The sequence below is a fragment of the Flavobacterium silvisoli genome, from assembly GCF_004329815.1.
Taxonomy (GTDB): domain Bacteria; phylum Bacteroidota; class Bacteroidia; order Flavobacteriales; family Flavobacteriaceae; genus Flavobacterium; species Flavobacterium silvisoli.
The window spans coordinates 1-14,756 of record NZ_SJPE01000016.1 but is presented as its reverse complement, the minus strand read 5'-3'; the positions used below and the strand labels follow the sequence as shown (position 1 = coordinate 14,756).

The window sequence follows — 14,756 nt, the reverse complement described above, 5'->3', positions numbered from 1 at the left end:
AAAAAACATTTTGTAATGAAAAATTTACTTGTAATAAGTTTGTTATGGTGTTTCGGATACACCACAGGTCAAAACTTAAAAATTACCTATACGAAAAGTTCCAACGGAACCCTCATAGAAAATCAGGATGCGGTTTGGGTTTTCACCAATCCGTCTCAAACAATCCTGACTACCGAAAGCGTTACCAACCAAAAGGCTCCATTCCCGTTCGAACAAACCGTCATCGACAGAACCAATAATACCATCAACCAATGGGCTTTTTTGAGCAGCAACAAAACCATCACGACCAAAGACAGTATAGCATTGGCCCAACAAACTTTTGAACTGCTGAACGAAACCAAAAAAATAGCGGGCTACACTTGCAAAAAAGCCAAAACAGTAATCAACTCCAACACCATAGAATTGTGGTATACCGACCAATTAAAAGTAAAAGGAGCTCCTACCCTTCTGGGGCAAAATCTGGGATTGGTACTAGAAATGGTGCGCAACGGCAATTTTGTAATAACGGCTGTCAAAATAGAAAAAGTCCCTAAAGTTCCAGTACTGTCAACATCCCAAAAACCGGTGGACGGGTTAACCTATAAAGACTTGCTTTGGAAAAGCCGATTTACGACCATTCCTGTTTTCAAAGAACAAATCATCAATTTTTCGGAAGACTCTCAATCAAACGATAGCATACTCCGTTTTGCCAAGGGCACCATAGCCCTCAGAAAAATCAAAATCCCCGAAATCAAACCCGGCAGTCAGATATTGGTCGACCTCACAGAGCAATCCAACGGCGATGCTTACGACCGAACCGGTTCGTTGTTCCTCATCCCTACCGACAAAGAATTTTCATTTCTGAATGGATTAGAAAAGGGCATCAAAGCATTACCGGTGTACCAAAACGGAAACGGCAAAGAATACCAAGGGGTAACCGCTACCGAAACCTACAGCCCGGTAGTAGAACTGATGCGGTTCTTTACCCCCTTCGGAGTCAAACAATACAACACCCTGCAACTGAAAGACAAAACCTGGGCAGAAAACGCATTCTACCGTCAGGATATTTCCGAATTGAGAAGCTTGTTGAGCGGTAAAGAAATCTGGGTTGGGGTAACCATTGGGAATTACGACAAAGGAGGGCATAAAGTTTCCGTCAACATGACCATACATCCCGAGGAAGAAAGCAAAACAATCAATACGCGAATCATCCCATTGTTTTGCACCACTAACATTATGGAAATGGCCGGTCAGGAATACGGAACCATGTTTAACAATGACAAAGGCTTGGAAATAAAATTCACCCTCGACAAACCCATGAAAAACGCCAAACTGCGCTACATCACCACCGGTCACGGCGGCTGGGAAAACGGCGATGAGTTTGTACCCAAAAAAAACACCATTTATATTGATGGAAAAGAGGCCTTCAGTTTTACGCCTTGGCGTCAGGACTGCGGGTCATACCGTTTATCCAATCCGGCTTCGGGGAATTTTCCCAATGGCTTGTCTTCTTCCGACTACAGCAGAGCCAATTGGTGCCCGGGAACGGTTACCAATCCAATCACAATCGATTTAGGAAATCTGGAGGCAGGAAATCACACCCTACAAATTAAAATTCCGCAAGGACAGCCCGAAGGCAATAGTTTCAGTTCGTGGAATGTTTCAGGAGCTTTAATGGGAGAGTAATTTAAAGACTTAACTCAGATGCCTTAATCGTAACAACCTTACCATCACGCATGATAACCAGCGATTGATTTTTTTCAATCTTGCTTTGGATTAAACGTTGAGAAACCAACTGTAATCCTTTCATCACTTTTGCTGAAAACTCAGAAGTGCTTTTTGTTTTTTTGGCCATACTAACAAAAATTCTTTTTTAAACTCAACCATTTCTCAGGTTGATGAATAGTGTTCGTCATATCAGATTGTCCTTCTGCTATGATTTGGGAAACAGTTGTTGAATTATCAAACACTACCCAATCATCACACAAAGGTAAATAAATTTTAAACAGATTTTCCAAACCTCTTATATATCGTCTTGAAATAACTTCTTTGGGAATGTTATGCCCACCTTCTTTTACTCTTACCTTCACCCTGTTTACCGCCATTTCTATAGAAGGTAACCAAAAAAACAACAGCTTAATTGTATATCCGTTTTGTTTTGCCCAAACAATTTTTGATTTATAGGACTTTGTTGATAAAGTAGTTTCAAAAGCAAAACTCTCTCCGGCAGAAAATAAATACTCAATACGCTCAAGCATTATTCTTCCGGCTTCAAAAGCCACTTTTTGGGGTTGAAAAGGAGAAAGCCCCTTGGCAATCTCATCAGCATTGACAAACTCTTTACACTTCAAAATTTCGGGCAAAATGGTGTAGGAAGCAGTTGTTTTTCCTGCACCATTACAACCCGCAATGATATAAAGATTTTTAGCTTTCAATTATTTAATCGAACTGATAATATCGTGTTTGGTAATGATATGGTGTTTGCCGTTTCCTAAATCTACTAAAACAGCCTGATTGTCTTTATTGATGAGCTTAGACAACTCCTCGATCGGCGCCTGAGCACTGACAACCGGATAAGGTTTACCCATGATTTCACGTATCGGTCGGTCGGCTATATTTTTGTCGGCTACATAGCTTCTGAACAAATCGGTTTCGTCTATACTCCCTACAAAACCGGTGACATCAATGACCGGAATTTGAGAGATGTTGTATTTTCTCATACGTTCAATGGCGTGAGACACCAACTCTTCTGTTCTGACGATAACCAAGGGCTTGTCTTTATGATCTTTGATAACATCTTCAGCTTTGGTGATTTCTTCGTCCAAAAAGCCTCTTTCACGCATCCAGTCGTCGTTGAACATTTTACCCACATAACGGCTGCCGCTGTCGTGGAATAAAACCACAACCACATCGTCCTTGGTAAAGTGTTCCTTCAATTGGTGTAATCCTTTAACACAGGCTCCGGCAGAGTTCCCTACAAAGATTCCTTCTTCCAAAGCTATTTTACGGGTGTAAACCGCCGCATCTTTATCAGTTACTTTGGTGAAACCGTCAATTACTGAAAAATCAACATTCTTAGGCAGGATGTCTTCCCCGATTCCTTCGGTGATATAAGAGTAAATTTCGTTTTCGTCAAAGATGCCGGTTTCGTGGTATTTTTTAAATACCGAACCGTAAGTATCAATACCCCAAACTTTGATGTTCGGATTTTTTTCTTTCAGATATTTGCCGATGCCCGAAATGGTTCCTCCGGTTCCGACTCCTACGACGAAGTGGGTAATTTTACCTTCGGTTTGCTCCCAAATTTCAGGTCCAGTTTGCTCATAATGGGCTTGGGCATTGCTCGGATTATCGTATTGGTTGACATACCACGAATTGGGAATTTCTGTCCCCAGTCTTTTGGAAACTGAGTAATACGAACGCGGGTCGGTGGGTTCAACGTCTGTCGGACAAACGATAACCTTAGCCCCAACGGCACGAAGGATGTCCATTTTTTCTTTAGACTGTTTATCGGTAATCACAAAAATACATTTGTAGCCTTTTACGATGGCGGCTAATGCCAATCCCATTCCGGTATTGCCCGAAGTTCCTTCAATAATGGTTCCGCCCGGTTTTAATCTTCCGTCGGCTTCGGCATCTTCAATCATTTTCAGTGCCATACGGTCTTTGGTGGAATTCCCCGGATTGAAAGTTTCTACTTTGGCTAACACCAAAGCGTCAATGCCTTCTACTACTTTGTTTAGCTTTACTAAGGGAGTGTTTCCGATAGTTTCTAATATGTTTTTTGCGTATTTCATTAGTATAGTCTCGAGATGAATGTTGAGTTTATTTTTGGCAAATGTAGTGCTATTTCAAATGTTTACAAAAAATCAAATGGTTTATTGAATAACCCCGATTGGAGTGGCTACCGTGTAGCCCGGAAAGCGGGAAAACGGACTGCTGACAATTCACGAACCTTTCGTTCCTATTGGTCTTATTGGAAGAAATTCCAGACTAATCCGAATCGAATCATGAAATCGCGGTACGGATAATTGGGCGCGGTATAGAAATGATTGCCGGTCATTTTAGAATTGAAATGTTCGGCTTTGACAAAGATTCTCGTTTGGCGGATGCGTGCATTGACAAAGAAATCGACCATGGGAAAATTGCCTATCTTTCGTTCGTTTTGCACAAACGCTTCAGCCGTTACCGGATTGTAGTCGTTGATGTAGAACTTCGTAAAATAATTGAGGGTAAAACCGGTTTGCAGGTAAAGGGCCTTTTTGAAAAAGTAATCGGTAAAATACAGCGAATTTCGGGTCACGATCTTCGGTACATTGAGTACGTCATCTTTTTGATCTACCTGTTGGTAAAGCACGGTATTGTCTAAAGCGAGTTTCCACCATTTGAATTCGCGTCCCACTTTTACCGAGAGGTAATTGATGGTTTTATCGTATTGTTTGGGCGAAATGATTTGCTGCTGCGGGTCGGAGGCATCCTTGCTGAAATACAAATAATCGTTAAGCGAAGTGAGTTGCAGGGAAGCATCAAGCCACTGGGTTTTGGCAGTGGCCTCAAGGTTCTTGATTTTTTCGTTTTTGAAGGTATGGTACCAGTTGTAGTTTACATAACTGCTTTGGTAAAGGTTGTAGTTGTGGTCCGGAATTTTGTTCAGCATTTGGTACTGAAATACGAATTCGTTTTTGTCATTCAACCTATAACGCAACTTGGCATCAAAATTAGACAGCGATTGATGGGAAACCGAATTGGTGTAAACAAAAGTACCGTTCCACTTGTTTTTGCGGTAATCATACTGCCCTCCTACGGTATTGATGTCATCGTTGAGAGAACTGGGCACTGTACCGTTTTGTAAAATCAATACTTTGTTGTAATAATAATTATAGCGGAAGTCTTCAGCAAAAAACTGAAACTTACCCAACAGCGAATTTTCATAAACAGCACCTACTTTGTTGTACATGCGGTTGTAACGGGTTTGATCGTTAATGTTAGAAGACAAATACGAATCGCCGAACCGTTGAATCTTTTGATTGCCTACCGTTGACAAGACCGTTTTTTGGTTGTATTCAAAAAATTTGTTTTCGTAATTAAATTGATGGGTCAGATAAAGGTTATTATTGCCTTTGGTGCTGTTAATTCTGAAATTATGGTCAAAGAAAATCCGCTTGCCTTTCATAAAAGTACTGGCGTCGGTCAAATAAACTTCGAGTCGGGCTCTGTTGTCATAAGCAGGATCCCCGCTTTCAAAATTATCGACAGTAGTAATCCCGCCGTTTTCGCCGTTTAGGAAATCCTGTCCGGTGAAGTGAAAGTTGAGATAATATCTTTTGTTAAGGGTATTGTAACTGGTGGTAAAACGAAAATTACCGGTACTCGACAATTGATTGATATATTTTCCCAAAGAGCGAAGTCCTTTGAAGGCAATAGAGAAATTAAGACGCTCTGAGGTGTTCACGGCAATAAAAGCATCCAGTGACTGCCCTTGCTCCATCACGGTCTTAAAATAAAGCTCGGTTAAAGGCGTGGCAACCGAATAATACTTGATATCGGATACGCCCATATAATTGAATTGCTTTCCGGAAAATCCGATTTCGGGAAAAGCGGCATGGGCTTTCAGTCCGTAATCCAATCGGGCATAGGTTTGACCTTCATTGGCAAAAGGCAAAAGACCGAAGATGTCTTTGCGGAGGTAATTGTATTCGTATTCTTTTTTTATAGATAGCGAGGTATCGACATAGGTGGTATCCCTTTGCAGGGTTATGATTCTGTATTGATTGTATGCAGCTTTGGGAGCTTTCTTTGGAGAAGCACCGGAAGTCGCTTTAGGGTTAGGTTTCTCAGCATTCTTGTTTTGAGAAAAACCAAACGAAAAGGACAGCAACAGAAAAACGATAATCAGGTTTCGCATCGGAATAAATTTCGGAGCAAAAATACACAAAACTATTGGGAATAAAACCATAAAAAAAACCACCCTGAGGGTGGTTTTAAATTTTAATACCGGTACAAAAAATTAATCTTTTATAAATTTCTTAGTGGTCGTAGTGTTATCAGACTTAAAGGTAACAAAATAAACACCGGCTGACAAAGTACTCACCTCAATTTGTGTCGGGTTGTTGCCAACCTCAGTATACATCACTTCTTTTCCTGAGATATCATGAATAGTGATGGAAGAAATCACAAAATCATTTTTGACAATATAATTCAACACACTGCTAGCAGGATTAGGATAAATAGCCACCGAATTAGCAAAATTATGTTGAGTCACACTCAGTGGTGGAGAACAAGCATTTGAAGTTTTTAATTCCTTTCTTCGGATAGAATTATTCATCACGGTCAAAATTCTGGTTTTTTGATCAAGAGTGAAGATATTCATACACGAGTCATCACTGTAATCCATATAATTTTCAACCATATCAATTTGTCCGGCATCATCAAAGCAACTGTCATCACCTGATTGACATCCCCAATGTTCGTATCCTGCCACCGGAGTATCGTTACAATAATCACTCATCGAGCAATCAGGACTGTGGGTTTGCGGATCACCGTTACCATCACCCCAAATATGTCTTAATCCTAAACAGTGTCCGATTTCGTGGGTTGTAGTTCTTCCTCCGTTATATGTAGCATCATAAGGCCCTACCGTTGTAATCAACTTCGAACCAAAAGAAGTATACTTAATCACTACACCATCCGTGTTAGCGGCTCCGCCGTTCGCATTCAAACCCGATAAGCCTGAAGTACTCGGAAACTGAGCATAACCTAATAAATTACCAAGTCCTCCGGAGAAATTAACCACCCATATATTGAAATACTTGGTAGGATCCCATTGCGTTGTAGTCTTCATGGTCTCAACATCCGTTCTGCTGGTAAAAGCTGCAAAGGAAGTCGTTACTCGGTCAATACCATTAGTGGCAGTTCCGTCGGGTTTTCTTTGAGCCAGACAAAATTCAATTTCAATATCTGCCCCAACTTCATTGTCATTATAACCCGGGGTATTCAACATTCTTCTGAAATCCTGATTCAACGATTGGATTTGAGCAAAAACCCTAACGTCAGCCAGGTTTTCGTTAGATCCAACCGGATCGCCGTTGCTCAATATATGAACAACTACCGGAATGGTTATGATGGAATTGGTGCTTTCTACAGTATTCTCTTTGGATTCGGCGATTTTTTCGGCCATCCAATTTTCAAATTCCTCGGTAGTTTCGCGGTCCGGAAACTTACTTCTTAAAAGGGCTTCATTTTCTACTGTAGCACACCTCACAACCCCTGTTGGAGAAGCCTTCAGTTTTGGAAATTCCTGAGCTTGTGTAAGGATGGTAGTTAAAAAAAAGAGAGCCGGAAAGAAATAGTGCAGTTTGTTCTTCATTGTGTATGGTATTAGCTGATTTTAAAAAAGCGGTTTGTCACCACAAAGAAAAGCATTAACGGATTAATAGTCAACAAAAAAATAAAAAAATCCCGATGAAACATCGGGATTTTAAATATAAATACTCTTCAAAGACTAGTATCCTGGGTTTTGATTATCTTTAACTGACTGATTTACGTTAGTCTCATCCTGAGGCATCGGTAATGCAAAACGGTAATCAGAAACAGGTAAAGTACAAGCACCATTAAACTCACAGTCTCTGGCATCTCTTGAAATACCTTCACCCGCCAAAGCACCTATACGTTTCAAATCAACAAAACGATAACCTTCAAAAGCGAATTCTATTCTTCTTTCCTTCAATATATCCTTAAAAGCTGCAGTGGCATCAGCATATACTGGTAGTGGTTGAGGTCTGTTAGCACGTGCATCACGAACAACTTTTATTGCAGCTGCTGCACCCGCTAAATCACCCGCACTTGCAAGAGCTTCTGCTTTTATAAAGTACATTTCAGACAATCTGGATATTTTAATATCGTTAACAAAATTACCCGAATCAGTTCTTCCTGGATACTTTCTCGTAGTAATCTTATCTGTATATAGATAATCAACTACGGTCTGATAATTAGGATTGATAATAGACGTTGGGTGAATATTAACTGAATAACGAATATCACCATAGTTAGCCTTTGCAGTGATAGGGAATGTCGCACTATTTGCAGCTGTAAACAATACAGTAGGCGGGCTTGCTAGGGTAGGATCAGTAGTCAAATTGAATGTTCCTGTCGCCGCATTAATAATAGTTTTAACATAGTATACTTTACCGGCAACTATAGCATTTAAAGGAACAGTTGTTAGACCATTACTGTTCATAGCAGCATTAGCCGGATAGCTGTTGTTAAACGTAAACATATCACCAACCATTAAACTGTTGCCGGGAGCTGTTATAGTTGAACCGGTAATAGCAGTAATAGTTACAGTACTCGCAGAAGCAAAACTGGTAGTGTTCATCAAATTAAACAAAGATCTTCCAACTTCATAAAATGGAGAACCAGTTACAGAAGTGTTAACACTAGCCCACAAAGCTCCTGTTCTAGCCTCATCTTTATTTCTTTTCAATTTGAATAAAACTTCTTCAGCTGCTGTATTATCATCTGTGTGAAATACATTCTTGTATCTTGCAAATGATGCGAGAGATACGCCAGAATTAGCAATTACATCATTAGCAAACACTAAGGCATTAGCATAATCACCACGCATTGCATTAACTCTTGCCTGCATTGCTTTAGCAAAATATTTATTAGCATACAAATTACTAGGCGATGTAGTCAGAGTATTAAACAAGTCCACTGCCTTAGCTAAATCTGCATCAATAAAATCATAGAGTACTCCATTAGTTTCTCTTGGTTTTAAGGCATTACTTGGATAAACATCATTAGACATCATCACACCCAAAGCATTTCTATCTTTTGGGTTCGTAGAAAAATAGGCAATTAACTGCATATGACAATAAGCTCTGATTGCTAAAGCTTGAGCCACGGCACTATTAATTACTTGTTGCTCATCAGCATCAGCAGCCGTTAAGTTTTCCGAGAATTTGATAACTCTGTTCGCATAAGCCAAAGCTGCATAATGGGTATCCCAAATTCCGTTTGGAGCATCTAAAGAAGGGTTCATAAGAAATGCTAAGTATGTATCCTTACCTTGACCTCCAGTATTGTAACCTACTCCAACTTCATCAGTAAAAGCGGAACTGAATTCGATTTCAGATCCGGGAGACAACACACCATAAGCAGTATTCATCAACCTGGTTAAATCGTCCGGTGTTTTAATTGCCTCCTCTTCAGTCAGATAGCCCGGTGCGTATGCTTCTAGCAAATTATCATCACACGAAGTGGTAAATAATATACTTGCTAAAGACAGTATTGAAAGTATTTTTTTCATATTTCTGTTATTTTTTTAATTAGAATCTTAAATCAACCCCAAAAGAAATAATCTTTGGTGTAGGATATTGGTTTTGATCTCCGGCACGAGGACTCTCTGCATCAAAACCTTGCCATTTTGTCCAAGTTTTTAAATTTTCACCTTGTGCATAGATAGAAACACTGCTCAAAAACGTTTTTTCTAAAAACTTTTTAGGTACTTTATATCCTACTTGCAAGTAACGTAATCTAACATAAGACGCATCTCTTAAGAAACGATCCGATCTGGCATCTTCTCCAAGATTTGCCGCATTTAAGTCAGGAATATTGGTGTTGGTATTAGTAGGAGTCCACGCATTTAATAAATCACTAGACACATTGAAGTTACTGATTGCAGTAGGATCGTATAATCCAGCCATATCAAAATCAAAACGCCAAACTTTTTGAGCAAAGGTAAAATTAGACGTCACAAAGAATCCTTTGTAATCAATATCAAATCCAAAACTACCTTGATAAACTGGTTGTTCTGATTTATGCGTTATTCTTCTGTCTGCATCAGTCGGATTTTCTGTCAATGAACCATCGATCGCCGTAAATAATAAATTACCATTAACCGGATTAACTCCAGCGTATGGAATTACATAATATTCATAAACTTGATTTCCGTTAGCAGTTATATAATTACCATCCTTTCTTTCTCCGTTGTTGTCTCGTATATCATAAACTCGATTATCATTAAAAGCTCCTGTACCTTTCACTGTAATTTTTAAATCCTGATTTCTCACGATATCATAAGCCAATGACAATTCAACTCCCTGATTCACAACATCAATAAGGGTATTTCCTTTTATAACAGTCTGTCCCGTGATTGGTGAGATTGGTGCTAAATCAAAAATATCGATAGTTGTTCTGTTGTACCAATCAAAGGTACCTCTTAATCTGTTTTTGAACATTTCAAAATCCAACCCTAAATCCAATTGTTTGGTGGTTTCCCAACGGGCATTGACATTTCCTAACTGAAAAGCATAACCATTAGTCCCATTATAAACATTAGCCGCAGTTGTATAGTTATCTAAGAATATACTTGGACTTAATCCTGCATAAATAGAACCATCTTCAACTCTCTCATTTCCTGTTGCCCCATAAGAAGCTCTCAATTTTAAAACATCAAATAAATTGTATTTTTTAATAAATGATTCGTTGCCTAAATTCCATCTTCCTCCTACGGACCAAAAATTACCCCATTTTCTTTCTTGGCTGAAACGGCTTGAACCGTCACGTCTTGCCGTTACTACTGCTCCAAATCTCTTATCGAAATCGTAATCTACCGTAGCAAAATAAGAAATCAAATTCTTTTTTAATTTTAAAGCAGATACGTCAGGTATGTAATAATCATGCGCAAGTATATCTGATAAATAACCCGTACCGGCTCCGGGAACGAAAGTAGCCGGATCTAAACCATTTTGACGGAAATTATTTGTATTCAATTGATTGAAATTATACTCTGAGTTCAACATAACACTTAATGTATGCTTCTCTGCAAACGTTTTTTCCCACTCTGCTTGCCACAACTGTGAAAACGCAAAATCTCTTCTGCTGTTAAAATCTTCAAATCCTCCAAACTCTTCATTAGGAGCCAAGAAAACCAATGCATTAAAAGATATTGGATGCTCTGATTGATTGAAACGGGTTTGAACAACCTCTGCAGAAGTTCTTGATCTCAATGTAGTATTCTTGAAAATATTATAGCTCGCTTCAATCGAACTTTGAATTCTCATTTCATCAGTATTATTAGTATACGTTTTTTGTTTATCAATAAGATAAATTGGTGTATATAATAATCCATAAGCTCCATATTGGTCTATCGTGGTTGGTGAATCTACATAATCTTCTGGCGACAAATATGGTGCTCCTTTATAAGCTCCAAGTACGTAGTTTCTGTTTACCCCTGCTGTCCCTAAACTACCGGCATCATTACTTCTTGAGAAACCAATAGATACATTGGTACCGTAGTTAAACTTACCATCATTAGATTTCCCATCAACATTGTTTCTGAAGGCAAATCGTTTCAGGCCGGTACCTTTCAAAATACCATCTTGATTCAAGTAATTTACAGAAGTATAAGAACTCAACATTTTTCCTTGTGTCTCCACACTGAAACTATGTTCTGTTGAAGCTGCAGTCCTGAAGAAATATTTACTCCAATCAGTATTTACATTATAGGCAGCAATTTCAGCATCCGTTAAACTAGCACCTAAACCTTGTCCATAATTTTTTTCTAATGTCAACAATTGTCTAGTATCTGACTTTCTGTAATGAGCTGTTTGCAATTCGGTAAAACCGCTGGTGGTAGCATATCTGAATCTGGTTTTACCTTCTTCTTTACCTCCTCTTCTGGTCTTAATCACAATAACCCCATTGGTTCCTCTGTTACCATAAATAGCGGTTGCAGACGCATCTTTCAACACAGTTGCTGATTCGATGTCATTAGGATTGATACTTCTGAAGTTGTCCGCATTTGTCGGGATACCATCAATAACATATAATGGATCAGAAGTTGCGTTTAAAGTTGCAACCCCTCTAAGTATTACTGTACTTCTTGAACCCGGCTGACCTGAACCTGTTGTAATATTCAAACCGGCAACCTGCCCTTGTAAAGTCTGAATAAAGGAAGCATTCGGTCTGTTCTCAATCGTTTTAGCATTAACTGTTGATTGCGCAACAACCGTTGTACTTTTAGTGGTATTTCTATACCCCTCTACAATAACCTCTTCCAATTTAACACTACCCTCAGCAAGTGTAACATTATAAGTATTAGCAGCTCCTACCGTTACATTAGAATTATTGTAACCGGTAAACGAAAATACCAAAACTTCACCTGCTTTTGCTTTGATGCTGTATTTACCATCAAAATCAGCTTGTGCACTACGAGTTGTTCCTTTAATAACAACATTCGCCCCCGGAAGTGGCCCAGTTTTATCTGAAACAACTCCGGTAACAGTTTTCTCCTGTGCAAACGAAAACTGCATTGTAAACGCCAGTAAAAGCGTAAAAATCCATTTGAACTTCGATCTCATATTAATTTTATTTGAGTTAGTTATTCTGCAAACTTCTTAATTATTTATTAATTAACCAAATATTAACCGTTAATTATAAAACCCCAAGTAAATTGCATTTTTAACTGATTTTAATGATGGCTGATCATTTAAATAGTTGCGTCGATTTTTATATTTTTATCCAAAAAAAAATAAATGTTGACCCTGAAATATTCCGATTATGCATTCGAAGCAGGCACAGATGAAGCCGGAAGGGGATGCTTGGCAGGCCCCGTTACCGCTGCTGCCGTCATACTACCCGACAATTTTGAATTAGACCTGTTAAATGACTCTAAACAACTCTCTGAAAAAATTCGGGAAAAATTAAAACCGGCTATTGAAGAAGGCTCCGTTGCTTTTGCAGTAACCCATTTAACCCCCGAAACCATTGATGAAATCAACATTCTGAATGCCTCAATAAAAGCCATGCAGGAATGCATTATTAAGCTAAACCCTACGCCTCATTATATAATAGTAGACGGAAACCGGTTTAAACCCGTCAACAACATCCCTTACGCTACCATAATCAAAGGCGACGGCAAATACTTAAGCATAGCCGCAGCTTCTGTTTTGGCAAAAACCTACCGGGACGAATACATGAATAAAATTCACGAAGAATTCCCCATGTACAACTGGAAAAAAAATAAAGGATACCCCACACAGGAACATCGTGAGGCCATTAGAAAATACGGCACAACCAAATACCACCGCATGTCGTTCCGATTGCTCCCGGAACAACTAAAACTGGATTTATAAAAACTTTCCTGCCGTTTCTGCTGCCTTCAGAGTTGCTTCAAAAAGTGTTTCAAAATGCCTGATGATTTTTGCTTTAACTTCGGCTTCATCTATAGTTCTTCCGAGTTCAACGTGCAACGAGGTAACAGCTTTCCCTTTTATCCCGCACGGAATAATATTATCAAAATAGCCCAAGTCAGCATTCACATTCAAGGCAAACCCATGCATGGTCACCCAACGGCTGGCACGAACTCCCATAGCACAAATTTTTCGGGCAAAGGGCGTTCCCACATCGAGCCATACACCTGTCTCCCCTTCACTTCTCACACCATGCAGCCCATATTCCGCCAAAGTAAGGATGATAACTTCCTCCAAAAACCGAAGGTATTTATGAATATCTGTAAAGAAGTTTTCCAAATCCAAAATCGGATAGCCCACAATTTGCCCCGGGCCGTGATACGTAATATCCCCTCCCCTGTTTATTTTATAAAAAGTAGCACCTTTGGCTTCTAGCTGTTTTTCAGAAAGCAACAGATTAGACATATCGCCGCTTTTACCCAAAGTATACACATGCGGATGTTCGACAAAAAGAAAATAGTTCGGAGTTACTGTCTCGGGCTCATTCCTTTTCAGCATTTTCAAATCGACTATCTCTTTAAAAAGCCTCTCCTGATAATCCCAGGTGTCTTTGTAATCACTGAGCCCTAAATCTTGAAGGTAGATGGTTTTATTCATTTCATACATACAAAGCACAAAGATACAAATATTGCCGCCAACAGCCTGCATCAAACTACAAAATCTATCGCATCTCAAAAGTCAAAAACACAACCCTGACAAAATTTAACCGGCACACTAAACAGCCCGCAAAACAATCCATCTATCATCTATTCATCTATCATCTATCATCTATCCGTCTATCATCTATCCGTCTGTCATCTATCCGTCTGTCTGTCTTGTCCTAAAATAGCTATACACTAAAAAAGTGTATATGGAAAACCCTGCACAAGAGATTTATGCTTCACGGGAGCACAAACAGAGCCGTTATGACAAACGCTTGATTTTAAAAATTGTCAAAGAAGTTGAACAAGGATTGCCTAGAAAAGAAGCTACCCGGATTTATGGATTAGGAAAAGCATCGTTAGATGGTTGGATGAGGGATTATGGTTCACCCGAATATCAAGAAAAAATCAAACACAGAAGTTATACAAACCTTCAAAAACGTACTATTGTTACAGCTATAGAACAAGGAAGATTGACCATTAAGGACGCTAAAACCGCCTATAATATCAAGAGCGAGAAAATAATCAGAAATTGGATAGTACAATATAAATCAGAAAAAGTCGAAATTTGTATTGAAAACACATCACCCATGGCTAAGGATAAACCATCTTCCAAGGATTTAGAAAAAGCAGCTTTAGAAAAAGCTTTACAGCAGGCAGAACTTAAAATAAAAGCCCTGAACACCCTGATTGATGTAGCCGAAGAACAACTCAAAATTGACATTAGAAAAAAGTCTGGTGCCAAACAGTCTTAAAAATGAAACAAGACTTTCCTAAACTGGGAATAGCTGTTTTATGCCGATTGTTTGGCAAAACAAGACACGCCTATTACGATTGTTTATGGCGTAAAGAAAGTAGTTTAGTCAAAGAAGATGTCATTCTT

General features: G+C 39.1%; 11 protein-coding genes. 3 read left to right on the top strand and 8 right to left on the bottom strand.

Annotation, left to right across the window (positions count from 1 at the left end; all coding sequences use genetic code 11):
• Positions 1 to 15 precede the first annotated feature (15 nt).
• Positions 16 to 1,665 carry a GLPGLI family protein gene (locus EZL74_RS11360; protein ID WP_131476747.1) on the top strand — a complete coding sequence of 550 codons (1,650 nt, stop codon included), beginning with the start codon at positions 16 to 18 and terminating at the stop codon, positions 1,663 to 1,665.
• A gap of 1 nt (position 1,666) precedes the next feature.
• Here the strand turns inward: EZL74_RS11360 and EZL74_RS13220 are convergent, their stop codons facing one another.
• From EZL74_RS13220 to EZL74_RS11330, 7 genes are all read right to left on the bottom strand, one after another.
• Positions 1,667 to 1,834: a hypothetical protein gene (locus tag EZL74_RS13220; RefSeq protein WP_193553764.1), complete on the bottom strand. Its 168-nt coding sequence runs from the start codon at positions 1,832 to 1,834 to the stop codon at positions 1,667 to 1,669.
• Between the two features lies 1 nt (position 1,835).
• Complete coding sequence (locus EZL74_RS11355) at positions 1,836 to 2,414, bottom strand: zeta toxin family protein (protein WP_131476746.1); 579 nt, start codon at positions 2,412 to 2,414, stop codon at positions 1,836 to 1,838.
• Entirely contained in the window at positions 2,415 to 3,776 is a 1,362-nt protein-coding gene (locus EZL74_RS11350) for a pyridoxal-phosphate dependent enzyme (protein ID WP_131476745.1), read from the bottom strand.
• 176 nt (positions 3,777 to 3,952) lie between these two features.
• A complete protein-coding gene (locus EZL74_RS11345) occupies positions 3,953 to 5,884 on the bottom strand; it encodes a putative porin (RefSeq protein WP_131476744.1) in 1,932 nt (643 codons plus the stop codon).
• A gap of 102 nt (positions 5,885 to 5,986) precedes the next feature.
• Positions 5,987 to 7,345: a T9SS type A sorting domain-containing protein gene (locus EZL74_RS11340; protein WP_131476743.1), complete on the bottom strand. Its 1,359-nt coding sequence runs from the start codon at positions 7,343 to 7,345 to the stop codon at positions 5,987 to 5,989.
• Between the two features lie 135 nt (positions 7,346 to 7,480).
• Positions 7,481 to 9,286 (bottom strand): RagB/SusD family nutrient uptake outer membrane protein, encoded by a 1,806-nt coding sequence (locus tag EZL74_RS11335; protein ID WP_131476742.1) that lies wholly within the window; start codon positions 9,284 to 9,286, stop codon positions 7,481 to 7,483.
• 19 nt (positions 9,287 to 9,305) lie between these two features.
• The gene (locus EZL74_RS11330) at positions 9,306 to 12,341 is read right to left on the bottom strand and encodes a SusC/RagA family TonB-linked outer membrane protein (protein ID WP_131476741.1); all 3,036 of its coding nucleotides are present in this window, start codon (positions 12,339 to 12,341) and stop codon (positions 9,306 to 9,308) included.
• A 174-nt stretch (positions 12,342 to 12,515) separates the two neighbouring features.
• Between EZL74_RS11330 and EZL74_RS11325 the strand changes: the two genes are divergently transcribed.
• On the top strand, positions 12,516 to 13,115 hold the full coding sequence (locus tag EZL74_RS11325; protein WP_131476740.1) for a ribonuclease HII: 600 nt from the start codon (positions 12,516 to 12,518) through the stop codon (positions 13,113 to 13,115).
• On the opposite strand, the gene lipB is transcribed toward EZL74_RS11325, so the two are convergent.
• Entirely contained in the window at positions 13,110 to 13,829 is a 720-nt protein-coding gene (gene lipB / locus EZL74_RS11320) for a lipoyl(octanoyl) transferase LipB (protein WP_131476739.1), read from the bottom strand. The genes EZL74_RS11325 and lipB overlap by 6 nt on opposite strands.
• Before the next feature lie 253 nt (positions 13,830 to 14,082).
• On the opposite strand from lipB, the gene EZL74_RS13215 reads away from it, so the two are divergent.
• Positions 14,083 to 14,628, top strand: coding sequence for a helix-turn-helix domain-containing protein (locus EZL74_RS13215; protein WP_193553763.1), 546 nt, complete (start codon positions 14,083 to 14,085; stop codon positions 14,626 to 14,628).
• Positions 14,629 to 14,756: the final 128 nt, after the last annotated feature.

Coding starts and splice junctions, on each gene's coding strand:
- EZL74_RS11360 (WP_131476747.1), top strand. CDS start 16: ATGAAAAATTTACTTGTAATAAGTTTGTTATGGTGTTTCGGATACACC.
- EZL74_RS13220 (WP_193553764.1), bottom strand. CDS start 1,834: ATGGCCAAAAAAACAAAAAGCACTTCTGAGTTTTCAGCAAAAGTGATG.
- EZL74_RS11350 (WP_131476745.1), bottom strand. CDS start 3,776: ATGAAATACGCAAAAAACATATTAGAAACTATCGGAAACACTCCCTTA.
- EZL74_RS11345 (WP_131476744.1), bottom strand. CDS start 5,884: ATGCGAAACCTGATTATCGTTTTTCTGTTGCTGTCCTTTTCGTTTGGT.
- EZL74_RS11340 (WP_131476743.1), bottom strand. CDS start 7,345: ATGAAGAACAAACTGCACTATTTCTTTCCGGCTCTCTTTTTTTTAACT.
- EZL74_RS11335 (WP_131476742.1), bottom strand. CDS start 9,286: ATGAAAAAAATACTTTCAATACTGTCTTTAGCAAGTATATTATTTACC.
- EZL74_RS11330 (WP_131476741.1), bottom strand. CDS start 12,341: ATGAGATCGAAGTTCAAATGGATTTTTACGCTTTTACTGGCGTTTACA.
- EZL74_RS11325 (WP_131476740.1), top strand. CDS start 12,516: ATGTTGACCCTGAAATATTCCGATTATGCATTCGAAGCAGGCACAGAT.
- lipB (WP_131476739.1), bottom strand. CDS start 13,829: ATGAATAAAACCATCTACCTTCAAGATTTAGGGCTCAGTGATTACAAA.
- EZL74_RS13215 (WP_193553763.1), top strand. CDS start 14,083: ATGGAAAACCCTGCACAAGAGATTTATGCTTCACGGGAGCACAAACAG.